The 26,970-nt window shown below is 53.6% G+C and carries 23 protein-coding genes; 16 read left to right on the forward strand and 7 right to left on the reverse strand.

The window, feature by feature from the left end; all coding sequences use genetic code 11:
• Positions 1-56 precede the first annotated feature (56 nt).
• Positions 57-926, forward strand: coding sequence for an NAD(P)-dependent oxidoreductase (locus WLO31_RS07095; RefSeq protein WP_435929771.1), 870 nt, complete (start codon positions 57-59; stop codon positions 924-926).
• A 54-nt stretch (positions 927-980) separates the two neighbouring features.
• Here the strand turns inward: WLO31_RS07095 and WLO31_RS07100 are convergent, their stop codons facing one another.
• Positions 981-1,172, reverse strand: a complete 192-nt coding sequence (locus WLO31_RS07100) for a glycogen synthesis protein GlgS (RefSeq protein ID WP_435929772.1) — start codon at positions 1,170-1,172, stop codon at positions 981-983.
• Positions 1,173-1,615: 443 nt separating this feature from the next.
• Here WLO31_RS07100 and WLO31_RS07105 point away from each other — a divergent pair, with 443 nt between their 5' ends.
• The 4 genes from WLO31_RS07105 (at position 1,616) to WLO31_RS07120 (ending at position 5,740) form a co-directional block, all read left to right on the forward strand.
• On the forward strand, positions 1,616-3,214 hold the full coding sequence (locus WLO31_RS07105) for a PTS sugar transporter (RefSeq protein WP_435929773.1): 1,599 nt from the start codon (positions 1,616-1,618) through the stop codon (positions 3,212-3,214).
• 25 nt (positions 3,215-3,239) lie between these two features.
• Complete coding sequence (locus tag WLO31_RS07110; RefSeq protein ID WP_435929774.1) at positions 3,240-4,079, forward strand: histidine biosynthesis protein; 840 nt, start codon at positions 3,240-3,242, stop codon at positions 4,077-4,079.
• A 44-nt stretch (positions 4,080-4,123) separates the two neighbouring features.
• The gene (locus WLO31_RS07115) at positions 4,124-4,930 is read left to right on the forward strand and encodes a Cof-type HAD-IIB family hydrolase (protein WP_435929775.1); all 807 of its coding nucleotides are present in this window, start codon (positions 4,124-4,126) and stop codon (positions 4,928-4,930) included.
• 111 nt (positions 4,931-5,041) lie between these two features.
• Positions 5,042-5,740: a DeoR/GlpR family DNA-binding transcription regulator gene (locus tag WLO31_RS07120; protein WP_435929776.1), complete on the forward strand. Its 699-nt coding sequence runs from the start codon at positions 5,042-5,044 to the stop codon at positions 5,738-5,740.
• Positions 5,741-6,116: 376 nt separating this feature from the next.
• Here the strand turns inward: WLO31_RS07120 and WLO31_RS07125 are convergent, their stop codons facing one another.
• The gene (locus WLO31_RS07125) at positions 6,117-7,226 is read right to left on the reverse strand and encodes an ABC transporter ATP-binding protein (RefSeq protein ID WP_435929777.1); all 1,110 of its coding nucleotides are present in this window, start codon (positions 7,224-7,226) and stop codon (positions 6,117-6,119) included.
• A gap of 357 nt (positions 7,227-7,583) precedes the next feature.
• Between WLO31_RS07125 and WLO31_RS07130 the strand changes: the two genes are divergently transcribed.
• The 6 genes from WLO31_RS07130 to WLO31_RS07155 all read left to right on the forward strand — a co-directional run bounded on the left by WLO31_RS07130 (position 7,584) and on the right by WLO31_RS07155 (position 14,716).
• A complete protein-coding gene (locus WLO31_RS07130; protein ID WP_435929778.1) occupies positions 7,584-8,816 on the forward strand; it encodes an extracellular solute-binding protein in 1,233 nt (410 codons plus the stop codon).
• A gap of 56 nt (positions 8,817-8,872) precedes the next feature.
• On the forward strand, positions 8,873-10,180 hold the full coding sequence (locus WLO31_RS07135) for an ABC transporter permease subunit (protein WP_435929779.1): 1,308 nt from the start codon (positions 8,873-8,875) through the stop codon (positions 10,178-10,180).
• Between the two features lie 10 nt (positions 10,181-10,190).
• Complete coding sequence (locus WLO31_RS07140) at positions 10,191-11,042, forward strand: sugar ABC transporter permease (RefSeq protein WP_435929780.1); 852 nt, start codon at positions 10,191-10,193, stop codon at positions 11,040-11,042.
• Between the two features lie 4 nt (positions 11,043-11,046).
• Positions 11,047-12,249: a glycoside hydrolase family 53 protein gene (locus tag WLO31_RS07145; protein ID WP_435929781.1), complete on the forward strand. Its 1,203-nt coding sequence runs from the start codon at positions 11,047-11,049 to the stop codon at positions 12,247-12,249.
• Positions 12,250-12,278: 29 nt separating this feature from the next.
• Positions 12,279-14,336 (forward strand): beta-galactosidase, encoded by a 2,058-nt coding sequence (locus WLO31_RS07150; RefSeq protein WP_435929782.1) that lies wholly within the window; start codon positions 12,279-12,281, stop codon positions 14,334-14,336.
• Between the two features lie 68 nt (positions 14,337-14,404).
• Positions 14,405-14,716, forward strand: a complete 312-nt coding sequence (locus WLO31_RS07155; RefSeq protein ID WP_435929783.1) for a glucose PTS transporter subunit EIIB — start codon at positions 14,405-14,407, stop codon at positions 14,714-14,716.
• A gap of 159 nt (positions 14,717-14,875) precedes the next feature.
• Here the strand turns inward: WLO31_RS07155 and WLO31_RS07160 are convergent, their stop codons facing one another.
• On the reverse strand, positions 14,876-16,138 hold the full coding sequence (locus WLO31_RS07160; protein ID WP_435929784.1) for a maltoporin: 1,263 nt from the start codon (positions 16,136-16,138) through the stop codon (positions 14,876-14,878).
• A gap of 267 nt (positions 16,139-16,405) precedes the next feature.
• Here WLO31_RS07160 and WLO31_RS07165 point away from each other — a divergent pair, with 267 nt between their 5' ends.
• Both WLO31_RS07165 and agp read left to right on the forward strand, forming a co-directional pair.
• Complete coding sequence (locus WLO31_RS07165; protein ID WP_435929785.1) at positions 16,406-17,479, forward strand: LacI family DNA-binding transcriptional regulator; 1,074 nt, start codon at positions 16,406-16,408, stop codon at positions 17,477-17,479.
• A gap of 326 nt (positions 17,480-17,805) precedes the next feature.
• Positions 17,806-19,053, forward strand: coding sequence for a bifunctional glucose-1-phosphatase/inositol phosphatase (gene agp / locus WLO31_RS07170; protein ID WP_435929786.1), 1,248 nt, complete (start codon positions 17,806-17,808; stop codon positions 19,051-19,053).
• A gap of 43 nt (positions 19,054-19,096) precedes the next feature.
• On the opposite strand, the gene WLO31_RS07175 is transcribed toward agp, so the two are convergent.
• Complete coding sequence (locus WLO31_RS07175; RefSeq protein WP_435929787.1) at positions 19,097-19,324, reverse strand: YccJ family protein; 228 nt, start codon at positions 19,322-19,324, stop codon at positions 19,097-19,099.
• Between the two features lie 17 nt (positions 19,325-19,341).
• Positions 19,342-19,938, reverse strand: coding sequence for an NAD(P)H:quinone oxidoreductase (wrbA, locus tag WLO31_RS07180; protein ID WP_435929788.1), 597 nt, complete (start codon positions 19,936-19,938; stop codon positions 19,342-19,344).
• 394 nt (positions 19,939-20,332) lie between these two features.
• On the opposite strand from wrbA, the gene WLO31_RS07185 reads away from it, so the two are divergent.
• The 3 genes from WLO31_RS07185 (at position 20,333) to rutR (ending at position 22,308) form a co-directional block, all read left to right on the forward strand.
• The gene (locus WLO31_RS07185; protein WP_121267345.1) at positions 20,333-20,515 is read left to right on the forward strand and encodes a general stress protein; all 183 of its coding nucleotides are present in this window, start codon (positions 20,333-20,335) and stop codon (positions 20,513-20,515) included.
• Positions 20,516-20,689: 174 nt separating this feature from the next.
• Entirely contained in the window at positions 20,690-21,613 is a 924-nt protein-coding gene (locus tag WLO31_RS07190; protein ID WP_435929789.1) for a DMT family transporter, read from the forward strand.
• A 50-nt stretch (positions 21,614-21,663) separates the two neighbouring features.
• On the forward strand, positions 21,664-22,308 hold the full coding sequence (rutR, locus tag WLO31_RS07195) for an HTH-type transcriptional regulator RutR (RefSeq protein ID WP_435929790.1): 645 nt from the start codon (positions 21,664-21,666) through the stop codon (positions 22,306-22,308).
• On the opposite strand, the gene WLO31_RS07200 is transcribed toward rutR, so the two are convergent.
• The gene (locus WLO31_RS07200; RefSeq protein ID WP_435929791.1) at positions 22,305-22,703 is read right to left on the reverse strand and encodes a lysozyme inhibitor LprI family protein; all 399 of its coding nucleotides are present in this window, start codon (positions 22,701-22,703) and stop codon (positions 22,305-22,307) included. The two genes, rutR and WLO31_RS07200, sit on opposite strands and share 4 nt — an antisense overlap.
• Positions 22,704-22,763: 60 nt before the next feature.
• The gene (putA, locus tag WLO31_RS07205; RefSeq protein WP_435929792.1) at positions 22,764-26,726 is read right to left on the reverse strand and encodes a trifunctional transcriptional regulator/proline dehydrogenase/L-glutamate gamma-semialdehyde dehydrogenase; all 3,963 of its coding nucleotides are present in this window, start codon (positions 26,724-26,726) and stop codon (positions 22,764-22,766) included.
• Positions 26,727-26,970 lie beyond the last annotated feature (244 nt).

Genomic DNA, 26,970 nt, shown 5'->3' on the forward strand with positions numbered 1-26,970 from the left:
TAACTGTCAGCGTGCGGCCGGCGATTAATAATATTAATCCGCATGTGAGAGGATATATGAATAGCTTACCTGAAGTGGCCGTGCTGGGCCTTGGCGCGATGGGCCACGCTTTTGCAAGTAATTTATTGAAGGGCGGGTTCAGGGTTAACGCATGGAATCGTTCTGCGGAACGAGGCGTTGACCTGTTATCCGGCGGCCTGAAGCTGCATGCAATGCCGCAACAGGCCGTTGCGGGCGCGGATGTCATCGTCTCTGTTCTGGCCGATGGCGATGCGACGATCAACGTGATAAAGCAGATGTCGCCGGGCTGTAAGGAGACCGCCATCTTTTGCCAGATGGGGACCATCGGCGTTCAGGAAACAGAAAATGCCATCGCTACGTTAAAGCAGCTCCGGCCGGCGATGCTCTATGTTGACACACCGGTGTCGGGAACCAAAGCTCCGGCGGAAAATGCGCAGATTCTGATCCTGGCAAGCGGGCAACGTGATAAATGTGCCGCCGCCGAAACGGTGTTTTCCGCCATCTCCCGCGGAACGCAATGGTTTGGCGAGGCCGGAAACAGTCAAAAAATGAAGCTGGTTCTCAATAGCTGGCTGATTGCGATGATGCAGGGGGTTGCCGAGAGTATGCAGCTTGCGAAACAGTTTGGCTTTACGCCCAACCAGTTCTGGCATGCTCTGGATGGCGGCCCGCTGGCCGCGCCTTATGTGAAAGCAAAACTGGATGCGATTGCGAAAAACGATTACGCCCCGCAAATGCAGCTCCAGCACGCGCTGAAGGACGCAAAACTGGCGCTGACGTCGGCAGAACCCACGACGCTCCCCGTTCTTACTAAGATAGCGGAAGTCTGGGAAAAAGTGGCCGCGGAGGGTTTTGCCCATCAAGATCTTTCCTCGATCTACGAGTGGCTGGATAAGCATAAATAGATTTTTGGCTGGACAAAAAAGCCGGGTCAACAAACCCGGCTTTATTACTACCTGTTACGTGTTAATGAAACGAGTCAGATAATACTGATAACTTTCCAGAAACCGGGTTTTACAAATATCATCCATGCTGCCGGTCACCTGTTCCATATTCATCTTCCGGCCCTGTGAATTCATCCGGGCCAGACTGAAAGCAACAAAATCAAAATCTTTTTGCGGCTGCTTTTGCGTATTCTGTACGTATTGCATATCCCTCCTGTTATATTTCAGTGAACAATAAGGTTATATGCTTCTTTATCTTTAGTATGGCAGCATTCTGCGTATATTTCCTGCCGGGAAAGAGAAAATAATATGATGTTGTTAATATTCAGCGCTGCTAATTAGCCTGGCCGCTACCTCAACGCCCGCGGCATCCTGCGGACGTAACCACTTTATGATCTTTCTCACAAAAACCAACTAAAACAACATAAGGCAACATGCGCTAAATAACAGGTTAAATCCCTTTATATAAAGCTTAATTTTAGTTTTTAATTCCAATATAGATTTAATATATAGTTATTTAATCTGTTTTTAACTGGCTTTACGCTTTGGTGTGCGCTGTTTTTATGTTGATATGTTTTGTTTTGTCTGTGATTATCGTGAAAACAACAAAGCTGGCAGCATCGGTAGAACATCTTATCTATGAGGTTTTTATGAAAAAGATAGCCATCATTGGAAGCAGTGGGGGAAACCTCTATAACCTCGGCGGGGCCGATCCGGATAAATTACTGGCGGAGATTTATGCCCAGTGCGATTCGGCAGGCATCGAGGTTGGCGCCGTTCAGTTTATCGCGGCGGAAGCGTCAATGGACAATGCAAAACCCGGCACGCCTGCAGGCGTTTATACGCTGCCGGCAGGCAGTGGAACAAAGCCGAAACGGACATACGACGGTAAACTGGCTGACGTGAATGAGGCGGTGAAAGAAACGGATGCAGCCATTGCCGAAGAAATCCGCAAGGGCAACATCCACGGGCTGGTGGTCATGAGCGCTGACCCGAGCCGGGCGAACCGTGAAGTATTCAGGGCCGCGGCGGATACCAAAGTACCCATTGTGGGAACCGGCGGTACTTCCATGGCCATGATCGCCGCTTCCGGGGCAAAAGTTATTGCCACTTCGGGTACAACCGGGACGACAAGCCGTACGCGCGCGGTTTCATTCGTTGCCTCCCTGGCAAAACACTGGGGCATGAAATATCGTCCGAACCTGGGCGGAGCAACGTCAGGTAATCCGGGATCGGACAAAAGCCTGCTTAAGCGTATTAACATCCGCAGCATAATGATCCCTGCGCTGCCGGGCTTTATCGCTATGGCCGTTGTGCTGGCTGCCAGCCACATCCCCGGGCTGGAAAAGCTCAACGATATTTTTGAAATCCTCCTTAAAGGCCTGCCTGTGCTGGTCGCCGTGCTGGCAGCCAAACAGGTGTCTGAACTCGATGAAGTCTCCATTGTGTCAGGGATTGTCGCAGGCGTGCTATCCGTGGAAGGGGGCCTGATCGGGGGCATTGTTGGCGGCCTGCTTGCCGGTATCTTTGTACGCTATCTTTTCGAATTGTGCCTGAACTGGCGATTCCCAATGACCACCGTCAACATCGTGGCGGGCGGGATATCGGGCCTTGCCGCAGGGCTTATCATGCACTATCTGCTGAGCCCGCTTGCGCTGCTGGCCGGCGACTATATCAAGCTGGCGCTCTCGGCCGCGCTCGCTTACAGCCCAATCCTGGCAGGTCTGCTTGCTGGTTTAGTTATCTGGCCGGCTATTCTCGCAGGCATCTACCATGCCGTCATTTTGCCGCTGGTTCTGCTGGAGATGGAGAAATCCGGCGTCAGCTTCCTCGGCGCTGTGGATATGGTCGGCCTGGTAATGGTGGCCGCAGGTATCAACCTCGCCAATGTTCTCGCTCCCCGTGAGAGAAGCGAGGCCGCAGTGGCCACGCCTGGCCTGCTCATCAACCTGGGGTTCGGGACGTTCGTGGAGTCCGCCTATCCCTTCATGTTTGCTAATAAGGTGGTGTTCATCTCAGCCATTGCTTATGCGGGCCTGGGGGGAATGATGCTGGGCTATTTCCAGGTGATGGGCGTGGCCTACGTCCCGGCTTTCGTTTCTCCGTTCATGTCCAACAATGCCCTGTATATGGCCATTGTGATGGTGACCGTAATGGTTCTGACCTGTATCACGACCGTTATCGCCAACCGTTTCAAAGCCATCGTTAAGAAAGAAGAGGCTACACAGGTAGCTCAGTCGGTTAAATAACTCACCAGTCATAAAGAGGTACATCATGTTTAAAGGTGATATGAATAAAAAACGTGCCGCAGCCATCAGGAAAGTTAAAGATGCGATTGCGCTGCACGGCGGCCAGACAATTTTAAGTACAGGGATCACTGGTGACGATGCACGCCTTGCCAAAGCGGTCTGCGAAGCCGGCGTGAAGCTGCTTGAGCCTAACCATCCTGCGTTAGCGCTGGCCCGCGGACATCGCGGCGTAACTAATATGCACGCGGCTGAGCAGATCCGTCATGAAATCAGCAATACCCAGATGGCAGAAGCCTGTCAGGGAGTCCGCAATGTCGTACCTGATGACGTATTTATCACGGTAGGCATTTCGGGAGGATTCACTGAAACCCTGCCGGTGCCGCTGACCGATGAACATATTCTGGAAATTGCCCGCTCTGGAGCCGATGGATTACATACGCACAAATCGGACTGGGACGATCTGAAAGAAGTCGTCGACCTTTCCCATAAATATGGCCTTACCGTTGATGCCTACATCGGGCATCCGGACGATATGCACACCTTCGGTCTTCCCGCGCGGACGCCGGAAGAGGTCGCCCTGGTGGCAAAGCGTATGCAGGACATAGGCGTAGATATGATCGGCCTGATGACCGGAATGAGCTATGAAGGCGTAGCCGCAGGCGAAATTCCGCAGGTTATTAAGGATCGTCTCCATGCGCTGGTAAATGCTGTCGACGTACCTACCCTGGCGGAGGGCGGAATCAACGTTCGTAACGCCCAGGCCTTTCGTAATACGGGGGTGAACATTCTGGTTGTCGGCACGGCTATCGACAACATGGTGCAGGCAGCGGCAAAAGAAGCCGTGCTGCCGTTCATCCAGCATTAACCCTGTTTTTCGGGGCCTCAGGGCCCCTTTTTTGGAGCGGATAAATGAAATTGCTTGCTATTGATATGGATGGCACCCTGCTCAACTCGCAAGGGCATATCTCTTTCGAGAACCGTCAGGCTTTATCAACTTTCGTTACCCGTACTAACGGCGCCATCGCCATATGTTCAGCTCGCCCTTTGAGCACGCTGCTGAAATTGCTTGATACCCAGCAGGTATTGCCTCTGGTGCGTTATGTGGCGGGGTTCAACGGCAGTCAGATCTTCGACGCTATGGAAAACGAGCTTTTGTTCGAACGTATAATGACAGGGGAGGAGATTCGCGGCGTGGATGCGGCCGTGAAGCTATGCCAGTACGACCACCATTTCTTTACCGCCAACAAAATTATGCATCGTAACGACAAGCCGGTGTCGCCATATTCCCGGTACGAAGCAGAGGTTTTTGGGCTGCCTCTGGAAAGGTATTCCCTGACGGACATTTATCACGCTGCTGATATTTTTAAAATCACCTTGTGCGGCGATAAACTCAGCGTTCCGTTGTGGCAGAAAGCTGTTGAACGCCATCTGCCGGTGGAATTCAGCTGCATGGCAACAGGCGCTAATTATATTGATATCCAGCCTGTGGGTGTTGATAAAGGAAGCGTAGTGGAGCAGATAAAAACCTCGCTTAAACTGGACGAGCAAGATGTCATCGCCATTGGCGATCGGCAAAACGATCTGCCGATGTTTAACGCCGCAGGAACAAAAGTTGCCATGGGTAACGCGGTCAAAACGCTGCGGCAGGCTGCCGATATCGTGACCCTGGACAACGACCGGCACGGCGTGGCGTATGCGATTAAGCAATTGATTTAACAATAAGGAAACGGTATATTTTGCCGGACATATTGCCATGGGAGTCGCCCCTGCATGAACCCGGTTTCAAGGAAAAATTACATACTTGATGCTCTGAAAAAAACAGGGGAAGTGACAGTTATCCGTCTTGCTGAAGAGCTGAAAGTAACTTCAGAAACTATTCGTCGCGATCTGTCGCAGCTTGCCGATGAAGGCCAGCTGGTGAAGATCCACGGCGGCGCGCTGCGCAAGCAGATTTTCCGTGAAGATAACTTCTCTGAAAGGCTCAAAACCATGCGGCCAGCCAAAGAGGCCATTGGTCGCGCGGCCGTATCGCTGATTTCAGCCAACGATATTATCTTCATTGATTCCTGTACCACCACCCTGATATTCGCGGCGCAGTTTCCTGCGGTACCGCTGACCGTCTTTACCAACTCCTCGCTGATCGCCGAATCCATCAAGCAGAATAACCCTTATGCCCGGGTATATGTTCTGGGGGGAGAATATAATCTGGAATTCCGGGCCAATCTGGGGGCTGCCGTCGTCGAGCAGTTAAACAGCATTCAGGCTGATATCTGTTTTCTGGGGGCCGGCGGCCTTACCCGGTCAGGCGGTATCCAGGTGAAAAGCATCGATGAGGCCTATGTCTCAAAGGCCATGTTACGGATGAGCAAGAAGAAAGTTATTCTGGCTGACCATACAAAATTTGGCCAGGAGGGCGTAATGAGCATCGCCACCCCAGGCGAAATAGACTGCATCATTACCGACGCTCTTCTGGATAAAGACGCTTACCCGTTTGCAGATTTTAATAACAAAATCACTCTGGCCTGATCTCGCCAGGCTTTGTGTTGCTCTATCAATCCCGCGTTTTACCATCAGCATACATAATGGCTGGCCGATGGCCGGTTCTGCATAAACTCTCCTTTCATCGATTAGCGTCGAGCTGAATATGTCAGTCATTTCTGCGGATCGCGGAAATTAATCCCGGGTAATGCCTGCTTACACAGGGCCGCTCCTGCAGAAAGCGGCGTCAGCAGATAATGTGACGGCGTTCCGCTGGGTAAAATTCCCGTCACTGAGTCAGCAGCGGCGGCAAATGAAGCCTGCCTGAGGCAACCGCGTCTCTTTTCGATACTGAGTTGCTTCTGGCTGCGCTTTTACAAAAAAGAGCGAAAACAAGCGCTCCCGTTTACCGGGAGCGTGATATTTACTGGCTGACAGGGAAGGGAATCGCGCTGTTAATACGCAGCTCATTTTCATCAAAGACCATGCAGTGCTTCGGATCAAACGCCACGCTGATTTTCTGCCAGGGTTTGAACTGCACATCGCCGGGCAGCAGGATTTTAACGTTATCATGACCGTAGCATTGCCCGAACAGGTAGGTGTTATTACCCAACCGCTCCACAACTTCACAGTTGAATTCCAGTGCCGTACCCTGGGTAGTATTGGTAGACAGATGCTCAGGACGGATGCCCAGCGTAATGCTATCGCCCCGCTGGAGCGGTGCGGTATCCAGCGCAAGCGTTAGCGTCTGGTTTTGCGCCACGCTGACGGTGAGTTCGCCGGGCTGCCAGGCTAACACGGTAACAGGCAGGAAGTTCATTTTGGGTGAGCCGATGAAACCCGCCACAAATTTATTCACCGGATTGTAGTAAAGGCTCATAGGCGCGCCGATCTGCTCGACTTTTCCGTAGTTCATCACCACGATTTTGTCCGCAAGCGTCATTGCCTCAATCTGGTCATGCGTCACATACACCATGGTGACCTTCATTTCCTGATGAAGCTTGGCGATATGCAGACGCATATCCACGCGCAGTTCGGCATCCAGGTTTGAGAGCGGTTCATCGAACATAAACACCTGCGGATTGCGCACGATGGCGCGGCCAATCGCCACGCGCTGGCGCTGACCGCCGGAGAGCTGCTTTGGTTTACGATCCAGCAGATGAGAAAGCTGCAGTGTTTTCGCCACCATCTCCACCTGATGACGGATCTCCTCTTTCGGCACTTTATTAACCTTCAGGCCGTAACCCATGTTCTCCGCAACCGTCATATGTGGGTAGAGCGCATAAGACTGAAATACCATCGCCACGCCGCGGTGCGCGGGCGCCACATCGTTCATCACCTCATCGCCAATCAGCACTTCGCCGTCGCTCACCTCTTCCAGGCCCGCGATCATGCGCAGCAGCGTAGATTTACCGCAGCCGGACGGGCCGACAAACACCGCAAACTCACCGTCTTCAATGTCAAGATTAATATTGTGCAGCGTCTCGGTTTTGCCGAATCGCTTGGTGACATTCCTAAGTCTGATATTGGACATCAACGTTCCTCGAAGTAATTAGCCGTTGTTTGCCGTTGGGTTTTACGGATGCTGACGCCATCTCTGTATTACGTATAACAATTCAGCAAATAGATGCTCAACAGCGTTTAATTCATGGCGTGACTATAACTTTCAGCGTGTTAGCTCCCTATATGTAAGTTTCATTTCTGCAAAGTGGATCACACAACTAGCAGTTTTTTATCGTGTTAATCCGCCATCAAGTGTAGCGTATAACAAATGCGAAGCGCCCGGCGGTGTCTCGGTTAAATGCCTTGTGGCCGCGATTAATGCCCACGGCTTCGCAAAATATAACCATTAAAAAACGCGAAATTGTTATACCTTCACATGAGGTTGATAATGAAAAAGAACATCCTTACTGCACTACTTCTCTCAACGCTTGCCGGTGGGCAGCTTATCAGTCTGTCCGCTTATGGCGCGCAGCAGCTTAATGTGTGGGAAGACATCAAAAAATCTCCGGGCATCAAAGATGCCGTTAGCGCCTTTGAAAAACAGTACAACGTTAAGGTCAACGTACAGGAGATGCCTTATGCGCAGCAGCTGGAAAAGCTGCGGCTTGACGGCCCGGCGGGCATTGGGCCAGACGTGTTGGTCATTCCCAACGATCAGCTTGGCGGGGCGGTTGTGCAAGGGCTGCTGGCCCCTGTGAATCTGGACAAAACGAAGCTTGACGTTTTCACGCCAGCATCGGTTCAGGCTTTCAATATGGATAACGTTCAGTACGGCGTGCCAAAAGCCGTTGAGACGCTGGTGCTTATCTATAACAAAGACCTGATCGCAAGGCCGCTCGACACCCTGCAGGAATGGTTCGACTACTCGAAAAAACAGCGTGAGCAGGATAAATACGGTCTTCTGGCCAAGTTTGACCAGATCTACTACAGCTGGGGCGCTATTGGTCCCATGGGCGGCTATATCTTTGGCGACAACGGCAAAGGCGGCTTAAACGCGCAGGATATAGGCCTTAACAAGCCGGGGGCTGTGGAAGCCGTCACCTTCCTGAAAAAGTTTTATACCGAGAAAGTTTTCCCGGCGGGGATCGTTGGCGATAACGGCCTGAACGCCATCGACTCGCTGTTTACTGAGAAAAAAGCGGCGGCGGTGATTAACGGTCCCTGGGCGTTCCAGCCCTATGAAGCCGCCGGAATCAACTTTGGCGTGGCGCCATTACCGCTGCTGCCGGACGGCAAGCCGATGAGCTCGTTCCTCGGTGTAAAAGGATATGTCGTCTCGACCTGGAGCAAAGATAAAGCGCTGTCGCAGCAGTTTATTGAGTTCATCAACCAGCCCCAGTATGTGAAAAAGCGTTACATCGCTACCCGTGAAATCCCGCCGATGACGGCCATGATTGACGAGCCGATGATAAAAAATGACGAAAAGGCAAGCGCGGTCGCCGTGCAGTCCGCCCGTGCAACACCGATGCCCGGTATTCCGGAAATGGGTGAAGTGTGGGGGCCGGCCAACGCAGCGCTGGAGCTGAGCCTTACCGGCAAGCAGGAGCCGAAGGCCGCGCTCGATAGCGCAGAGAAGCAAATCAAAATGCAGATTGAAGCCATGCAGGCCAGCAACCAGTAATCGCTTTGTAGTAACAGAATGGGAGGGAGGCCTCCCGTTTTCAGAAGGAGTCATGTGTGATTATCAGTCCCAGCGGAAATATTGCGAAAGCGCATAGCGCAGGCCGCCATGCCTGGCGCGGCCTGTTATTGGCTGTCGTACCGGGGTTTGGCCAGTTTTATCACCGCCAGTGGCTGAAAGGGATCGTCTTCCTGGCGCTGCTGAGCAGCTTTATGGGCATTTTTTCTGATTTCCTGCGTGAGGGCCTGTGGGGGCTGTATACGCTGGGTGAAGAAGTGCCGCGAGATAACTCAATATTTTTGCTGGCAGAAGGCATAATCAGCCTGCTGATTATGGGCTTTGGCGTCAGCGTCTATTATTTGTCACTGCGCGACGCGTGGATTAACGGCAAAAAACGCGACGAAGGCCAGCAGCTCAACAGCGTGCGCAAACAGTATCAACTATTGCTGAGCGAAGGATTTCCTTATCTGATGATCACCCCTGGCTTTATTTTGCTGGTGTTCGTGGTTATCTTCCCCATTCTGTTCGGTTTTGCCATCGCTTTTACCAACTACAACCTCTATCACACGCCGCCCGCAAAGCTTGTGGACTGGGTAGGGTTTAAAAACTTCGTCAATATTTTTACCCTGTCTATCTGGCGTTCGACCTTCTTTGACGTTCTGCAATGGACGGTGGTCTGGACCCTGCTTGCCACTACCCTGCAGTGCGCCGTTGGCGTCATGCTTGCAATTCTGGTTAATCAAAAGGATCTCCGCTTTAAACCGCTGATTCGCACCATCTTTATCCTGCCCTGGGCGGTACCGGGTTTCGTCACCATTCTCGTATTCGCCGGGATGTTTAATGACACCTTTGGGGTTATCAACAATGCGATTCTGGCCTTCTTTAACATCAGTCCGAAAGCGTGGATGACCGATCCGTTCTGGACCAAAACGGCGCTAATCATGATGCAGACCTGGCTGGGTTTCCCGTTCGTCTTTGCGATGACGACCGGTGTGCTGCAGGCCATTCCGGACGATCTCTACGAAGCGGCCACCATGGACGGCGCCAGCACCCTGACGAAGCTGCGTACTATTACGTTGCCGCTGGTTCTCTACTCCATTGCGCCAATTCTTATCACTCAGTACACCTTCAACTTTAATAATTTCAATATTATATATCTGTTTAACAACGGCGGGCCGGCCGTGGTGGGCTCAAACGCCGGTGGAACTGACATCCTGGTTTCCTGGATCTACAAGCTGACTATGTCGTCTTCGCAGTATGCCATTGCGGCAACCATCACCATCCTGCTGTCGATCTTCGTGGTTGGCCTGGCGCTGTGGCAGTTCCGCGCCACGAAATCATTCAAAAATGATGACATGGCATAAGGGCAGAATTATGGCTAAATCACCAAGCATCAAACGTGAAAAATGGATCCGCCTCTCTCTTTCCTGGATGGTTATCCTGGCGGTGTCGGCGATCGTTATCTATCCGCTTATCTGGACCGTTGGCGCATCGCTTAACGCGGGCAACAGCCTGCTCAGCACGTCGATCATCCCGGAAAATCTTTCGTTCCAGCATTATGCAGACTTGTTTAACGGGCAGGTCAATTACATGACCTGGTACTGGAACTCAATGAAAATCAGCTTCCTTACTATGATCCTGACGCTGATTAGCGTCAGCTTCACCGCCTATGCCTTCTCGCGATTTCGCTTCAGGGGGCGACAAAACGGTCTGATGCTGTTCCTTTTGCTGCAGATGATCCCGCAGTTCTCGGCGCTGATAGCGATTTTTGTCCTCTCCCAGCTGCTGGGGCTTATCAATAGTCATCTGGCGCTGGTGCTGATTTATGTTGCCGGCATGATCCCGATGAACACCTGGCTGATGAAGGGCTATCTCGATGCCATTCCTAAAGATCTGGACGAATCGGCGCGCATGGACGGAGCCAGTAATTTCCGCATATTTATCGAGATAATCATGCCGCTGTCAAAGCCGATTGTGGCGGTTGTGGCCCTGTTTTCATTTACCGGCCCGCTGGGAGATTTCATTCTCTCCAGCACCATCCTGCGCACTCCGGACAAATATACGCTTCCCATCGGGCTGTATAACCTGGTGGCGCAGAAAATGGGCGCCAGTTACACCACCTATGCCGCAGGCGCGGTCCTGATTGCGGTGCCGGTGGCCATCTTCTACCTGGCGTTACAAAAATACTTTGTTTCCGGTCTTACCTCTGGCAGTACGAAAGGATAATCCCATGAAAAGAGCGACACCAACGCTGCTTGCTGTTTGTCTGGCATGCGGTTTTTCCACCGGCCTTTTTGCCGCCGATAGCCTTAAAACGCGTGCTTTTGACAACATGCCCGCCGACTTTATCAAAGGAGCGGACATTTCCACGCTGCTGGACGTTGAAAAACACGGCGGTAAATTTTATGACGCCAACGACCAGCAGAAAGATGCGCTCGTCATTCTGAAAGAGAACGGTGTCAACTACGTGCGCCTGCGCCTGTGGGTTGATCCAAAAGATGAACAGGGCAACGGCTACGGCGGCGGGGAGAACGATCCGGCCGTCACCCTGGCGCTGGCGAAACGGGCTAAAGCGCAGGGGATGAAGCTGCTGCTGGATTTCCATTACAGCGACTTCTGGACCGATCCGGGTAAACAGTTTAAGCCGAAAGCCTGGCAAAAAATGGACTACCCGCAGTTAAAACAGGCGATTCATGACTATACCCGCGACACGATCGCCCGCTTCAAACAGGAAGGCGTGTTGCCGGATATGGTGCAAATTGGTAATGAAATTAACGGCGGCATGCTGTGGCCCGAAGGCAAAAGCTGGGGACAGGGCGGCGGAGAATTTGATCGGCTGGCCGGCTTGCTGAACGCCGCCATCGACGGCATGAAAGAAAACCTCAGCTCCGGCGAGCAGGTGAAAATCATGCTGCATCTGGCGGAGGGAACCAGGAACGACACTTTCCGTTGGTGGTTTGATGAGATAACCAAACGCAACGTGCCGTTCGATGTGATTGGCCTGTCGATGTACACCTACTGGAACGGCCCGATTAGCGCGTTAAAAGCCAATATGGATGATATCAGCAAGCGCTATAACAAAGACGTTATTGTGGTTGAGGCGGCCTACGCCTGGACGCTGGAAGATTGCGATAACACGGAAAATAGTTTCCGGCAAAAAGAAGAGAAAGACGGCGGTTATCCAGCCACCGTGCAGGGACAATATGATTATGTCCATGATTTAATGCAGGCGGTTATTAATGTGCCGAACCAGCGCGGTAAAGGTATTTTTTATTGGGAGCCGAGCTGGATTGCGGTGCCGGGAAATACCTGGGCGACGCCCGCTGGAATGAAATATACCGAAGACCAGTGGAAAGAGGGTAATGCACGTGAAAATCAGGCGTTATTTAACTGCCAGGGGAAAGTGCTGCCATCAGTAAAAGTCTTTAATTAATTTTCGACGTTATTTTCAGGACCGTAAATATGAAAAAATTTCTGCCTTTAAGTCCAAAGGTCGCCGGGCTATTGCACGGCGCGGACTATAATCCGGAACAATGGGAAGCGTATCCCGGTATTATTGATAAAGATATTTCCATGATGTCTCAGGCAAATTGTAACGTCATGTCGGTCGGCATTTTTAGCTGGGCTAAACTTGAACCTCGTGAAGGCGAATTTGATTTTGCCTGGCTGGATACGATTCTGGATAAACTTTATCAGGCGGGTATCCATGTTTTCCTGGCGACGCCAAGCGGCGCGCGTCCGGCCTGGATGTCGCAAAAATATCCGGAAGTGCTGCGCGTGGGCCGTGACCGCGTACCGGCGCTGCACGGAGGACGCCATAATCACTGCATGAGCTCCCCGGTTTATCGGGAAAAAACGCTGAAGATTAACCGCCTGCTGGCCGAACGCTATTCACAGCATCCGGCGATACTCGGCTGGCACGTTTCTAACGAATACGGTGGCGAATGTCATTGCGACCTGTGCCAGGAACGCTTCCGCGACTGGTTGAAGGCGCGTTATCAGACGCTGGATAACCTTAATCACGCCTGGTGGAGCACCTTCTGGAGCCACATCTATAGCGACTGGTCGCAGATCCAGTCCCCGTCTCCGCAGGGAGAAGTATCCATCCATGGCCTGAACCTCGACTGGCGGCGGTTTAACACCGCTCAGGTTACGGATTTCTATCGTCACGAAATTGCGCCTCTTAAAGCCGTGAACCCGCAGCTGCCGGCCACCACGAACTTTATGGAGTATTTCTATGATTACAACTACTGGCAGCTTGCCGAAGAGCTGGATTTCATCTCCTGGGATAGCTACCCCATGTGGCATCACGAGAAAGACGAAACCACGCTCGCCTGCTATACCGCTATGTATCACGATCTAATGCGTACCCTGAAAGGGGGCAAGCCGTTCGTACTCATGGAATCGACCCCCAGCGTGACCAACTGGCAGCCTACCAGCAAGCTGAAAAAACCGGGCATGCACATTCTTTCGTCACTGCAGGCGGTGGCGCACGGCGCCGATTCGGTGCAGTACTTCCAGTGGCGCAAAAGCCGTGGCTCGGTGGAGAAATTCCACGGCGCGGTGGTGGATCACGTGGGACATATTGATACCCGGGTAGGGCGTGAAGTCACAAAGCTTGGCGAGATGCTCAACCAGCTCAAAGAGGTGGCGGGCTGCCGCACCGAAGCGAAAGTCGCCGTTGTATTCGACTGGGAAAACCGCTGGGCTCTGGATGACGCCGAAGGCCCGCGCAATATGGGAATGGAGTATGAAAAAACGGTTACCGACTACTATCGTCCTTTCTGGGAGAAAGGCGTTGCGGTAGACATCATCAACGCTGACTGCGATCTCAGTGGATATCAGTTAGTTATCGCGCCGATGCTGTATATGGTGCGCGAGGGCTTTGCCGCACGCGCCGAGGCCTTTGTTGCCGCAGGCGGCCAGTTTGTTACGACATACTGGAGCGGGATCGTCAACGAATCCGACCTTTGCCACCTTGGCGGCTTCCCGGGGCCGCTACGTAATTTGCTGGGGATCTGGGCTGAAGAGATTGACTGTCTGGGCGAGGACGAACGCAACCTGATTCAGGGGCTTGCGGGGAACGCGGCGGGGCTGCAGGGGCCTTATCAGGTCCGGCATTTATGCGATCTGATCCACGCGGAAGGCGCGCAGGTTCTGGCGACCTATCGGGATGATTTCTATGCCGGACGTCCGGCGGTCACGGTGAATCGCTTCGGTCAGGGAAAAGCCTGGTACGTTGCGTCGCGCAACGATCTTGCTTTCCAGCGAGACTTCTTTGCCGGCATCATGCAGGAGCTGAAACTGCCGCGCGCCGTCGAGGCTGAGTTCCCGCCTGGCGTCGTCGCCACCGCCCGTACCGACGGGGAGTCAAGCTGGGTGTTTATTCAGAACTTCACCGCGCAGCAGCAGATAGTGACTTTGCCGCAAGGCTACAGCGACGCGCTGAGCGGCCAGAACATCAACGGCGCGCTCCAGCTAATGCCGTGTGATTGCCGCGTCGTTAAACGTAAAGCGTAATGACAATCCCCTGGCGCCTGTTCTGACGAGCAGGCGTTTTTTTATCTGCTGAATATCAGGAGACAATTATGGTGAGTTTAAAATCATTTTTGCATTATTTCTCTCAGCCCAAACTAGCGGTAATTTTAACGGGGCAGGAGCAACAGCAAATTAACGCGCTTATTACCGCGTTTGGCGGTGAGCAAAATATTAAACAGGTAGATGCCTGTATTACCCGCCTGCGCGTGACGGTTAAAGATCTGGCGCTGGTAAACTCGGAAGCGCTACAGGCGCAAGGTGCGCTTGGGGTTATTATTCTGGGGCAGGAGGTTCATGCAATTTTTGGCAAGCAGTCGGATGCGCTCAGGAAATTACTGGAAGAGCATTTCTCTGTGCGCTGAATAATAAAAATGGGATGATCTGATTAAGACCATCCCAAAATAATAAAAGCTCTGGCATTAATAATGCTATTCAATTACAGGAATAAATGCCAATCACGGAGATACTATGCCCAAAATATGCAGAATATATTGCTTGTTACTTAAATTAACGAGTGGGGATTACCACCAGGCTTCAACCTGCACACCAAAGTTCCAGGTATTGCTGGCGGTGCCGTCCTGGAAAGTTTTTCCCTCTTCTGAATCGTTAAGGTAAGAAGCGAACACACGCAGTTCCGGACGAGACATAAAATCAGGGCCGTCCGCCAGGCCTAACGCCACGGTATACTTCTCTCCGCTTTGCTTATAGTGCGTACCGTTGTTGTAAGTATCTTTCTGATAGAAGCCACCCACTTCACCAATTAAACGCACATATTCGGTGAACTGGTACTGTGCTCGACCAACCAGCGAGACCAGGCGTGATTTGTCGGTGTACTGCGTGATGTCGTCTGCTGAGCCGTAGGTCAGCACGTGGTTGAACGAGAACCTGTCGGTGATGGGAATAAGGCCCGTGTTAATCACGCGGTAACCGGTAGCGTCGTTGACGTAATTCCACATGTCATACCAGCCTCCGCCCTGCGAAATCATATTCTGCGCCAGCCCCTTATTTGCGTACTGCAAGACCAGTTTGTTATAGCCGCCGAGCATATCCTGGGAAATTTCACCGGTCAGCATGACGCCGTTATCGGCGTCATAAAGTCCGCCATACTCTTTTTGTTTGTTAGTAGGGTTAGGCATGGCGTAGTCGATACCAAACTCGGTCCAGGCGCCCGTCCATGGCTTCCAGCCCGCATAACGCAGGTCGAGGTAGTTTATATTTACATCGTTGTCATTGTCGACACGGTAGTCAACGTCGTTCGCATCACCGCGAATCCAGGCAAATGAAACCGCACCCGGTCCTAAGGTATAGTTCTCAATGCCGGCGCCGGAACCGGAAATATTCCAGTATTTAGTATCGATGATGTGCAGGTCGTGACGCTGATAGTAGCGTTTCCCTCCCCAAATCACCGCGCCAGGATCGCCCGGGATCAGGCCCTTAATCTGCAAATTCAGCTGGCGCAGCCCAAATTCAGCATCGTCGCCAAAAGTGGTTTCACTGTCGTTTGAGCCGTCTGAAACCATGCTGACCATGCTATCCAGATAGAAGCTGACGTCGTTTTTCTTATATACCTCAGAGCCCAGCTCCAGCTCTCCGTAAGTATCAGCTTCGTTACCTAAACGGCCAATTTTATTCTTTTGCCACTCTTCCATTCCTCCATCTCGCGACACACCCACGCCGGAGCGCAGATAGCCATGGAAATCGATGGAGTTAACGGCAGCCAGAAGCGAGGGGGAGGTCAGCGCAGCGGCTAACGCAACGGATACAGTGCGTAGCGTAGTTTTCATGTTATCCTCTTATTTTTTTGTATTACGTTCACATAAAACGATGTCATGAAATGCCTAAATATAAAATCAGGCAAACAAATGATCTCCAATGTGTGATTAACTGCAAATAAATCAGCGTGATTTGTAAAATCGTATGATGTGTTTCATATTTATTTTTATGTGAACGTAATACTTTTTTGGGTAAAAGGCTGCGCTTTTTTGCCATGGCGTGCGTTTTTTAAATGGCCCCTGTTAGAATCAAGGCATAACAACATAAGGAACCGGACCATGAAGTCTAAAAGCGCGACGTTAGAGGATGTTGCTCACCATGCGGGCGTCTCTTACCAGACTGTGTCAAGGGTGCTGAATAAGTCAGCCAATGTATCCGAAGCCACGCGTAGTAAGGTAGAGAAGTCCATAGAGCTATTGCGGTATGTGCCAAACAGGCTCGCACAACAGCTGGTTGGAAAGACGAGTAAAACCATTGGGCTGGTGACGACCTCGCTTGCGCTGCATGCTCCTTCACAGGTGGCCGCTGCGGTAAAACGCTATGCGAACCTGGAGCACTACCAGGTGCTGATTTCTATGATTGATGAGAACGTCAACAATGGTATTCAGGATTCCATCAACGAACTCAAGTCACAGCTGGTTGATAAGGTCATTATTAATGTGCCGCTGGAGACCGAATCCGCTGAAAAAATCGTCGCGGATAACGCTAACGTTCAGTGCCTGTTTCTCGATGTCGATCCCTACAGTTCTGTCTTCAATGTTTCCTTCAATCCGGCGGACGGAACCCGTTCCAGCGTGAAGTATCTTTATGAGCTGGGGCACCGGGAAATAGCCTTGCTTTCGGGACCGGACAGCTCGGTATCGGCGAAACTGCGTCTGAAAAGCTGGATAGAAACGCTCGACAGTTACGGCCTGCAGCCGGCTGCGGTGGTGAAGGGAAACTGGGATGCCCAGAGCGGATATGCAGGCGCCTTGCAGATGCTGCGCTCGACGCCGAATTTCAGCGCCGTCTTAGTGGCAAACGACCAGATGGCGCTTGGCGTACTGAGTGCGTTTCACCAGCATCAAATCTCGATTCCCGGCGAAAAATCGGTTATCGGCTATGACGATACCTATGAGAGCTCATTCTTCCATCCGGCGCTGACCACCGTGTCGCTGGATTTGGATTTACAGGGAAAAGAGGCCGTGCGGCGCATTCTCGACAGCAGTCATAACGACGGCGAGCGCAGCTCTTCCATTCTGCCCGCGCGGCTGGTTGTCCGTAATTCAACCGGGTTGAAACAGGAGAAAACCCAGAACCTGCAGGCTATTGCGGAACAGCTTAGCGGCATTGCCCGCATTCTCGCCCGGTAAGACGATAAGGGCTCCTTTATGGAGCCCGTAAATAAGTAGATTATCCGGACATGTGAAACACGGCCTGGTATATGCCTTATTTTGTCATGCTGTTAGTTAGCCGGGCTTCCGGTCAGCGGAGCTTTTTTATTCATCCCTGATGCGTAACGCATGCTTTCCCTCCCAAAAGATCGTTGATTGCGGCTCCCGGGCATCAAAATCCGTCATTTTTAGCGCGCGGGATCGCTAATCTGCCATTTTGCGATCCCGTTACCGGGCGGCTGTCGGTTTTTCTGCCACACTTTATTCCGGTACTTTTGCTGCAATAACCTCTTGAGGAATAAGGAATGAATAAGAAAATCGTCGCCTCATTGCTGGCCGTCGCCTGTTTTGCTCCGGGCATGGCGAATGCCGAAGCCGCCCCGGAAGGTTACCAGCTTCAGCAGGTTCTGCTGATGAGCCGCCATAACCTGCGCGCGCCGCTGGCGAACAACGGCAGCGTGCTTGAGCAGTCTACCGCGCAGTCGTGGCCGGAATGGGATGTGCCCGGCGGGCAGCTGACCACCAAAGGCGGCGTGCTGGAAATCTACATGGGGCACTACCTGCGCGAGTGGCTGGCGGAGCAGGGGCTGGTAAAAAGCGGCGAATGTCCGACTCCGCAAAGCGTTTATGCCTACGCCAACAGCCTGCAACGAACCGTAGCTACCGCGCAGTTCTTTATCACCGGCGCTTTTCCCGGCTGCGACGTGCCGGTTCATCATCAGGAAAAGATGGGCACCATGGACCCTACGTTTAACCCGGTTATCACCAATGATTCGCCTGAATTCCAGCAGGCGGCGGTGAAAGCGATGGAGGCCCAGCGCGAGCACTATAAACTCGACGACAGCTATAAACTGCTCGAGCAGGTGACGGCGTTTAACGATTCCCCAACCTGCAAAGAGAAACAGCAGTGCGATTTAACCGCATCGAAAGATAAGTTCAGCGCAAAAGCGACCGAAGAGCCGGGCGTAAGCGGGCCATTAAAAGTGGGCAACTCGCTGGTGGATGCTTTTACGCTGCAGTACTACGAAGGGTTCCCGCTCGATCAGGTTGCCTGGGGGCAAATCAAAACCGAGAAGCAGTGGCGCGTGCTGTCGCAGCTGAAAAACGGCTATCAGGACACGCTGTTCACATCGCCGGAAGTGGCGCGTAACGTGGCGGCGCCGCTGGTGAAATATATCCAGAAAGCGCTGACCGGCAACGAGGCCGAAGCGCCAAAAGTTACCCTGCTGGTGGGGCATGACTCGAATATCGCCTCTTTGCTAACCGCGCTGGACTTTAAAGACTACCAGCTTCCGCAGCAAAACGAGCGCACGCCTATCGGCGGCAAAATCATGTTCCAGCGCTGGCATGACAGCAAGGCCAATCGTGAGCTGATGAAAGTGGAGTACGTCTACCAGAGCAGCGAGCAGCTGCGTAACGGGCAGGTGCTGAGCCTGCAGCAGCCGCCGCAGCGCGTGACGCTGCAACTCAACGGCTGTCCGATCGACGCGAACGGTTTTTGCCCATGGGATAAATTTACCGAAGTGTTAAATCAGACGGTGGCAGGCAAGTAGAACCAATAAGTCCCCCGCCTGCGCGGGGGACTGGCTGAACAACCTAAACGTTTTTGCGCTCTATGGTTTGCTCTCCCCAGAACAGCGAGTCTTTATCGGTTTTCTCAAACGCCTTGATCAACACTTCGTCGTTGCCTTCCTCCCAGATTTTTTCTGCGAGCTTTTCGTCATAGCCGGCCACTTCAAAAATAGCTTCTGCTATTTCAGGAGAAGTGTTACGTAAACTCGCCCATTCACCGACGTGATGCGACTTGGATTCTTGAGTTGGCATAGATGCTCCTTCTGAAATTAACCGTTAAGTTTTACTGCCAGACCAGCCACGTATTCACCCTGATAGCGGGCGATGGCAAGCTCTTCCGGGCTTGGCTGACGGGATCCGTCGCCTCCGGCGATGGTCGTGGCGCCGTAAGGGGTGCCGCCGCGCACCTGAGAAACGTCAAACAGCTCCTGTGCCGCATAACCAATCGGCACAATGACCATCCCGTGATGTGCAAGCGTAGTCCATGTTGAAGAGATAGTGTGTTCCTGGCCGCCGCCGGTGCCGGTTGAACAGAACACGCTGGCAAGCTTGCCGTAAAGGCCGCCGGACGCCCACAGGCCGCCGGTTTGATCGAGGAAGGTCCGCATTTGCCCTGACATATTGCCAAAGCGGGTTGGGGTGCCAAAAATGATGGCATCGTACTCTGCCAGCTCCTGCGGTGTCGCCTGTGGGGCGTTCTGAGTCTTACCACCGGCTTTTAAAAAAGCCTCGGCCGGCATGGTTTCCGGTACCCGTTTTATAGTTACTTCAGCGCCGTCGACCTTTTGCGCACCTTCCGCCACGGCATGAGCCATCGTCTCGATATGTCCATACATGGAATAATAGAGCACCAGTATTTTTGCCATCTTGCTTTACTCCTGGATTAAACCGCAGCGTTTTGCTGCCCTCCCTTAAAGATATGTCCTGTGCTCCAGAGTGCAAACCAGAGTGCCGTTTCCTTGCGTTTACGCAATCTGTGACGCGAACGGCAAAAATGTAGCATTACGTCACAGTTTTCCGCGCCGGGCATTTCATTAAATATAAGAATATCTTATGAATCGCGGCGCAAAAAAATCATCCGTTCTGGCGATTACATGTTGCAAAATATTACGGTGAACTGGTCAATTGGCACCGCTGCACTAAGCTTAATTTCACGCGGCAACGATGATGGCGCAAGCCGAAAGCCGCGCGGTGAAAGGATATCTCTTTTACTGAATGCAGAATGATGACTTATTGATTTCACCAATCCGGAGGTTAGAAATGGCAAACCATCGTGGTGGTTCAGGTAATTTCGCTGAAGACCGTGAAAGAGCATCAGAAGCAGGTCGTAAAGGTGGCCAGCACAGCGGCGGGAACTTCAAAAACGACCCGCAACGTGCATCGGAAGCAGGCCAGAAAGGGGGCAAAAATAGCCACGGCAGCGGCAGCAGTAAAAGTAAATAGCCGTAGCTGAATGCAATTAGTTAACCTGTCCGATTATGAATAGCTAATTGTCTGTCCCGACCGCCGGTTTTGACCGGCGGTTTTTTATTTTCTGCCGCCCGTTGCGCCAGATATCGTCGTATCGCACTATAGCCGGCACCCTTAAACATCGTCTGAATTACTGTCGGTACAGTCATGTCCGCTTTATTAAACCGCTATAAATTTTCCCTCAAACCTCAGGAAGCGATCCTTATCCTGATCGCTATGTTCTGGGGCGGCACCTTCCTTGCCGTGCAGTATGCGTTGACCATGAGCGGGCCGTTTTTCTTCGTCGGCCTGCGTTTCGCCACCGCCGCGATTGCCGTAGGGCTGTTATCAATAAAATCTATGCGCGGCCTGACGTGGCTGGAAGTAAAGGCGGGCGTCGCCATCGGCGTTGCTATCGCCATGGGTTACAGCATGCAGACCTGGGGATTACAGACCATTCCGAGCAGTAAATCCGCATTTATTACCGCTATGTACGTTCCTTTAGTGCCCCTGCTGCAATGGATCTGCCTGGGCAAAATGCCGGGCATTATGTCGTGGGTGGGCGTGGCGCTGGCCTTTACCGGATTACTTTTCCTCGCCGGTCCGGAAGGGGCCTCCTTAACGCTGGGCGCAGGTGAAATCATCACGCTGCTAAGCGCGCTGGCGATAGCTGCCGAGATAATCATGATAAGCCTCTGGGCGGGCAAGGTGGATATTAAGCGTGTGACTATTGTGCAACTGGCAACCGCATCAGCTGTGGCCTTCGCCGCTATGATCCCGGCAGGGGAAAGCATGCCGCCGTTCAGCACAGGTCTGGTCGTTATAGCGCTGGGGCTGGGTATTTTCAGCGCCGTTATCCAGGTAACGATGAACTGGGCGCAGCGCAGCGTCTCACCGACGCGCGCCACGGTTATTTATACCGGCGAGCCGGTCTGGGCTGGTATTTTCGGGCGCATCGCCGGGGAGCGTTTGCCGCTGCTGGCGCTGGTTGGCGGCGCGCTGATTGTACTTGGCGTTCTGGTCAGTGAACTGAAGCTTAAGCGTAAAAAATCAGCGCTCCCGCAGTCAGGAAGCGCAAACGAGTCGTTGTAAATGCTGGCCTTTGCTATGCTTGAGGCACATTGTCCAGGGAGAAGTTCAGCATGGCTGAAGGCGCAGCACAAACCAAACAAACCGGGCGGCGCTCACTCGCCGTAGCCGCCAAGAAAGAGGCTATTCTGGCGGCAGGCCTGGAATTTTTCTCTCTGTACGGCATCCACGGCACCAGTCTTGATAAGGTGGCGGAGCGCGCCGGGGTTTCCAAAACCAATCTTCTCTATTATTACCCTTCAAAAGAAGCGCTCTATATTGCGGTGCTCAAGCAAATCCTCGCTATCTGGCTCGCGCCGCTGCGTGCGTTTCGTGAAGAGCTGGAGCCGCTGGTGGCTATCGGTGAATACGTCCGTCTTAAGCTTGAGGTATCGCGCGATCATCCTCAGGCCTCGCGGCTGTTTTGTCTTGAGATGCTGCAGGGCGCGCCGCTATTAAAGGACGAGCTAACCGGAGATTTGAAATCGCTGGTGGAAGATAAATCGGCGATAATTGCCGGCTGGGTGGCGGCCGGAAAACTGGCGGCGGTCGACCCGCACCATCTGATTTTTATGCTGTGGGCAACCACGCAGCATTACGCGGATTTCGCAAGCCAGGTTGAGGCGGTGACGGGCAGCAATTTAAGCGATGAAGCGTTTTTCCGCCGCACCGTGGAAAACGTGCAGCGGATGATTATCGAAGGGATCCGCGTGCGCTAGTTCTGCTGCGGCGGTAAAGGACAGCTCATATCGCCTTCCTCACACTGGGTGAGCGATTCAAGAAAGGCAGTGCGCTCTTTGGTGCGGTCTGAGAGGCAAATGCTGTGGATCATCGGCGCGACGGTGCCGCCTTCGGTGCCTGAGCTGACAAATTTACAGTCGGCATCGCGCACTTTTATCCACGCCAGCTGCGCCTGCCTGAGCAAATTTTGCTGTTCCGGCGTGGCAAGATGCAGCACTTTTTTATACGTCTGGTTAAGCAGCTGGTCGTCCTCTTTGTACTGCGCGCTATAGCATTCGTTGCTCTCAAGCTGCGTATTTGCTTTTTCGCAATCCATGGCATGGGCGGTGGCGCTTAACAGCAGGCTCGCCAGGAACAGTGTCACGCGTTTCATTATGATGACTCCTTAGAGAAAAAGGCTCCTTTTACGGAGCCTTTCAAGCGTAGCGAAGCCTTAGCCGATTGTCATCAGGCTGGCGTTCCCTCCGGCTGCTGCGGTATTCACGCTTAGCGAACGCTCCATGTACAGACGCTCAAGCAGAAGATTGCTTTCCCCGCGGGCAAAGCCCTGCACCGAGACGATTGCTCCGTCGCGTGCGGCAACTTTTTCGCACAGCTCCCGCAGCTGATCTGAATCGCCGTGATAAATCACCGCGTCAAACTGCTGGCCGGTAGCCGCTTCTGGTTGCGCAAAATCAATCTTCTGCTGAACCAGCGGCGGCAGTTGTTTTGCCAGATCGCGATGCAGTTTGTCATCGGCCCAAAGCGCACGGCTGCCCACGCTTGTTACCGCCGCCAGCTGTACCAGCGCATCCTGTTCGTTATCCGCCACGCACAGTACGCGCTCGCGCGGCATCAGCGCGTAGGTATTGCGCTCTCCTGTCGGGCCCGGCAGCTGGCGCAGCGTGCCGCTTTGTGCAAATTCCGCAAAGCGTTCACAGAGGGTCTGAAGATCGCCGCGGTTTGCAGCCCACTGGGTCAGCGCCTGGTGCGCCTCCTGCAGGCTTGTTTTTAACGTGGTATCTACAGGCAGGTTCGCGTCCTGCCGGGTGAAGGTTTTCTGTAACGCACCTTCCGGACGGTTAGCCAGCAGGCGGTACAGGTAGAGCGGACCGCCGGCCTTCGGCCCCGTTCCGGACAGGCCTTCGCCGCCGAACGGCTGTACGCCGACAACCGCGCCGACCATATTGCGGTTCACGTACATATTGCCGACGTGGGCGGAACCTGTGACCTGAGCGATGGTTTCGTCGATGCGGGTATGCACGCCGAGCGTCAGGCCGTAGCCAGCCTTGTTAACCTGCTCAATCAGCGCTTCCAGGTTATTGCGGTTATAGCGCACGACGTGCAGAACCGGCCCGAAGACCTCTTTTTGCATCTCGTCGAAGCTTTCCAGCTCAATAAGCGTTGGTGGAACAAAAGTGCCGCTTTGCCACTCTTTCATGTCCTGCGCGTTTTCGCGCGCGGCCTGGAAGATTTTGCGTCCTTTGACGCGCATCGCCTGGATATGTTTATCGATGTTTTCTTTCGCTTCGGCGTCAATCACCGGGCCGATATCGGTTGTCAGACGGCCAGGATTGCCCATACGGCATTCCGCCATCGCGCCGCGCAGCATTTGCAGCGTATGTTCGGCTACCTCTTCCTGAACACACAGCACGCGCAGGGCGGAACAACGTTGTCCGGCGCTGTCGAAGGCGGAGGCGACGACGTCCACTACCACCTGCTCCGTCAGGGCTGAAGAATCCACGATCATTGCGTTCAGACCGCCGGTTTCGGCAATCAGCGGCGTCGGACGACCCTGAGGGTCCAGGCGGTCGGCAATATTGCGCTGCAGCAGGGTGGCAACGTCTGTCGAGCCAGTAAACAGCACGCCGCGCACGCGGGCATCGCCGGTTAGCTGAGCGCCGACCGTTTCGCCGCGGCCAGGCAGCAGCTGCAACACGCCTGCGGGCACCCCGGCTTCAAGCAGAATTGCCACGCCCTGAGCGGCAATCAGCGGGGTTTGCTCTGCGGGTTTTGCCAGCACGCTGTTGCCTGCGGCAAGCGCGGCGGCAATCTGGCCGGTGAAGATCGCCAGCGGGAAGTTCCACGGGCTGATGCACACCACCGGGCCAAGCGGGCGGTGTGTTTCGTTATCGAAGTCTTCGCGGACCTGGCCTGCGTAGTAATGCAGGAAATCAACGGCTTCGCGCACTTCCGCGATGGCGTTGCTGAAGGTTTTACCGGCTTCGCGCACCAGGATACCGATCAGTTGCTGCATCTGGCCTTCCATGAGCACGGCGGCGCGTTCAAGGATCAGGGCGCGTTCCTGCGGCGGCGTCGCAAACCAGATCGGCGCGTTGTTGACCGCGTTTTCCAGCGCAAGCGAGACTTCCTCGCCTGTGGCCTCACGCGTGAAACCTACCACGTCGCCTGGTTCGGCCGGGTTTCTGACTTCCACCAGCTCGCCGGGATTAACGGCTTCCTCAAGGATCGGCAACGCCTGCCATTTGTGCGTTGCGCTGTTAAGCAGGGCGGAGGAGAGGGAGGCCAGGCGATGTTCATTCGCCAGGTCCAGTCCGCTGGAGTTGCTGCGGCCTTCGGCATAGAGATCTTTTGGCAGCGCGATTTTCGGGTGCGGCAGGCCAAGCTGGCCCTCTTTGGCGGCAAGCGCTTCCGTTGCCGTAACCGGGTCGGCGACCAGTTCATCCAGCGACAGCGTACTGTCTGCGATACGGTTAACGAAGGAGGTATTCGCCCCGTTTTCCAGCAGGCGGCGCACCAGATAGGCCAGCAGCGTTTCGTGCGTGCCAACAGGCGCATAAATACGGCAAGGGCGGTTCAGCTTGCCGTCGGCAATTTTACCCACCACCCGATCGTAGAGCGGCTCGCCCATGCCGTGCAGGCACTGGAATTCGTACTGGCCAGGGTAGTAGTTTTGCCCGGCAAGGTTGTAAATGGCCGCAAGCGTATGGGCGTTGTGGGTTGCGAACTGCGGATAAATCAGGTTCGGCACCGCCAGCAATTTTTTTGCACAGGCCAGATAGGAAATATCGGTATAAACCTTGCGGGTGTACACCGGGTAGCCTTCAAGGCCTTCCATCTGGGCGCGTTTAATTTCGCTGTCCCAGTACGCGCCTTTTACCAGGCGGATCATCAGGCGGCGCTGGCTGCGGGTGGCGAGATCTATCAGATAATCGATAACGAACGGGCAGCGTTTCTGGTAGGCCTGAATCACGAAGCCGATGCCGTTCCAGCCCGTAAGCTCCGGCTCGAAGCAAAGCTTCTCAAGCAGATCGAGGGAGATTTCCAGACGATCGGCTTCTTCGGCATCGATGTTAATGCCCACGTCGTACTGGCGGGCCAGCAGCGTCAGGGATTTCAGGCGCGGGTAGAGCTCTTCCATCACGCGGTCATACTGCGCGCGGCTGTAGCGCGGATGCAGGGCGGAAAGCTTGATGGAAATGCCCGGACCTTCATAAATGCCGCGGCCGTTGGAGGCTTTGCCGATAGCGTGAATCGCCTGCTGGTAAGAAACCATGTACGCCTGCGCGTCGGCGGCGGTCAGCGCGGCTTCGCCGAGCATATCGTAGGAGTAGCGGAAACCTTTTTCTTCCAGCTTGCGGGCGTTAGCCAGCGCTTCAGCAATGGTTTCGCCGGTGACGAACTGTTCGCCCATCAGGCGCATCGCCATATCCACGCCTTTGCGGATCAGCGGCTCGCCGCTCTTGCTGATAATGCGGTTAAGCGAGTGGGAGAGATTGGTTTCATTGTGCGTGGAGACCAGGCGGCCGGTAAAGAGCAATCCCCAGGTGGCGGCGTTCACAAACAGCGACGGGCTGCGGCCGATGTGGGAATGCCAGTTGCCGTTGCTGATTTTGTCGCGGATTAACGCATCGCGGGTCGCCTTGTCCGGAATACGCAGTAAGGCTTCCGCCAGGCACATCAGCGCCACGCCTTCCTGCGAGGAGAGCGAGAACTCCTGCAGCAAACCTTGTACCATGCCCGCCCGGCCTGAGGCGCTCTTCTGGTTACGCAGCTTTTCGGCCAGCTGCCAGGCGAGTTTATGCGTCTTTTCGGCAAGCGGCTGCGGCAGGCGTGCCTGTTCGAGGATCATTGGCACAGCGTCGGTTTCCGGACGGCGCCAGGCGGCGGTAATCGCGGCACGGCTAACGGACTGGGGCAGAATTTGTTCGGCAAAATCGAGGAAAGGCTGATGCGTTTCTTCCGCAACCGGCGCGGACTCTTCACTTTCATTAGCGGCACCCGCAAGCAAAGCAGGCAACTCTGGCAGTTCGTCGTTATTTTCCAGACGCTCAAGATAGTTAAAGATCGCCTGTTTAATCAGCCAGTGCGGCGTGCGGTCAATACGTGAGGCGGCGAGCTTAATTCGCTCGCGCGTCGCTTCGTCAAGCTTAACGCCCATGGTAGTGGTGCCCATGCCAAAGACTCCCTTGTGCAAGAATTAAAATGAGTAACAGCAAAAGTTACCCGGCAATATCTACCATGTTGCAACTTTGTGCAACCGTGTTAAATGTGAGCCAGATAACAGGCCGGGAAAAGAGTGAAATTGTTAAATTTAAAATAAGAAAGCGATCTGGCTGATTATTTGCGGACGGGGTGAATTTACGGACATAGTTAACACTTTCATAAGGTGCAACCGAGAAAAGCGTGAGCGAGTGCAA

The sequence above is a fragment of the Dryocola sharpae genome (assembly GCF_051307055.1).
Lineage (GTDB): Bacteria > Pseudomonadota > Gammaproteobacteria > Enterobacterales > Enterobacteriaceae > Dryocola.

Excerpts from the sequence above, each read along its gene's own strand:
- agp (WP_435929786.1), top strand. The coding sequence starts at position 17,806 with ATGAATAAGAAAATCGTCGCCTCATTGCTGGCCGTCGCCTGTTTTGCT.
- WLO31_RS07150 (WP_435929782.1), top strand. The coding sequence starts at position 12,279 with ATGAAAAAATTTCTGCCTTTAAGTCCAAAGGTCGCCGGGCTATTGCAC.
- WLO31_RS07100 (WP_435929772.1), bottom strand. The coding sequence starts at position 1,172 with ATGCAATACGTACAGAATACGCAAAAGCAGCCGCAAAAAGATTTTGAT.
- WLO31_RS07200 (WP_435929791.1), bottom strand. The coding sequence starts at position 22,703 with ATGAAACGCGTGACACTGTTCCTGGCGAGCCTGCTGTTAAGCGCCACC.
- WLO31_RS07165 (WP_435929785.1), top strand. The coding sequence starts at position 16,406 with ATGAAGTCTAAAAGCGCGACGTTAGAGGATGTTGCTCACCATGCGGGC.
- WLO31_RS07110 (WP_435929774.1), top strand. The coding sequence starts at position 3,240 with ATGTTTAAAGGTGATATGAATAAAAAACGTGCCGCAGCCATCAGGAAA.
- WLO31_RS07115 (WP_435929775.1), top strand. The coding sequence starts at position 4,124 with ATGAAATTGCTTGCTATTGATATGGATGGCACCCTGCTCAACTCGCAA.
- WLO31_RS07175 (WP_435929787.1), bottom strand. The coding sequence starts at position 19,324 with ATGCCAACTCAAGAATCCAAGTCGCATCACGTCGGTGAATGGGCGAGT.
- WLO31_RS07190 (WP_435929789.1), top strand. The coding sequence starts at position 20,690 with ATGTCCGCTTTATTAAACCGCTATAAATTTTCCCTCAAACCTCAGGAA.
- WLO31_RS07155 (WP_435929783.1), top strand. The coding sequence starts at position 14,405 with ATGGTGAGTTTAAAATCATTTTTGCATTATTTCTCTCAGCCCAAACTA.
- WLO31_RS07130 (WP_435929778.1), top strand. The coding sequence starts at position 7,584 with ATGAAAAAGAACATCCTTACTGCACTACTTCTCTCAACGCTTGCCGGT.
- WLO31_RS07105 (WP_435929773.1), top strand. The coding sequence starts at position 1,616 with ATGAAAAAGATAGCCATCATTGGAAGCAGTGGGGGAAACCTCTATAAC.
- rutR (WP_435929790.1), top strand. The coding sequence starts at position 21,664 with ATGGCTGAAGGCGCAGCACAAACCAAACAAACCGGGCGGCGCTCACTC.
- WLO31_RS07125 (WP_435929777.1), bottom strand. The coding sequence starts at position 7,226 with ATGTCCAATATCAGACTTAGGAATGTCACCAAGCGATTCGGCAAAACC.
- WLO31_RS07095 (WP_435929771.1), top strand. The coding sequence starts at position 57 with ATGAATAGCTTACCTGAAGTGGCCGTGCTGGGCCTTGGCGCGATGGGC.
- wrbA (WP_435929788.1), bottom strand. The coding sequence starts at position 19,938 with ATGGCAAAAATACTGGTGCTCTATTATTCCATGTATGGACATATCGAG.
- WLO31_RS07140 (WP_435929780.1), top strand. The coding sequence starts at position 10,191 with ATGGCTAAATCACCAAGCATCAAACGTGAAAAATGGATCCGCCTCTCT.
- WLO31_RS07145 (WP_435929781.1), top strand. The coding sequence starts at position 11,047 with ATGAAAAGAGCGACACCAACGCTGCTTGCTGTTTGTCTGGCATGCGGT.
- WLO31_RS07185 (WP_121267345.1), top strand. The coding sequence starts at position 20,333 with ATGGCAAACCATCGTGGTGGTTCAGGTAATTTCGCTGAAGACCGTGAA.
- putA (WP_435929792.1), bottom strand. The coding sequence starts at position 26,726 with ATGGGCACCACTACCATGGGCGTTAAGCTTGACGAAGCGACGCGCGAG.
- WLO31_RS07160 (WP_435929784.1), bottom strand. The coding sequence starts at position 16,138 with ATGAAAACTACGCTACGCACTGTATCCGTTGCGTTAGCCGCTGCGCTG.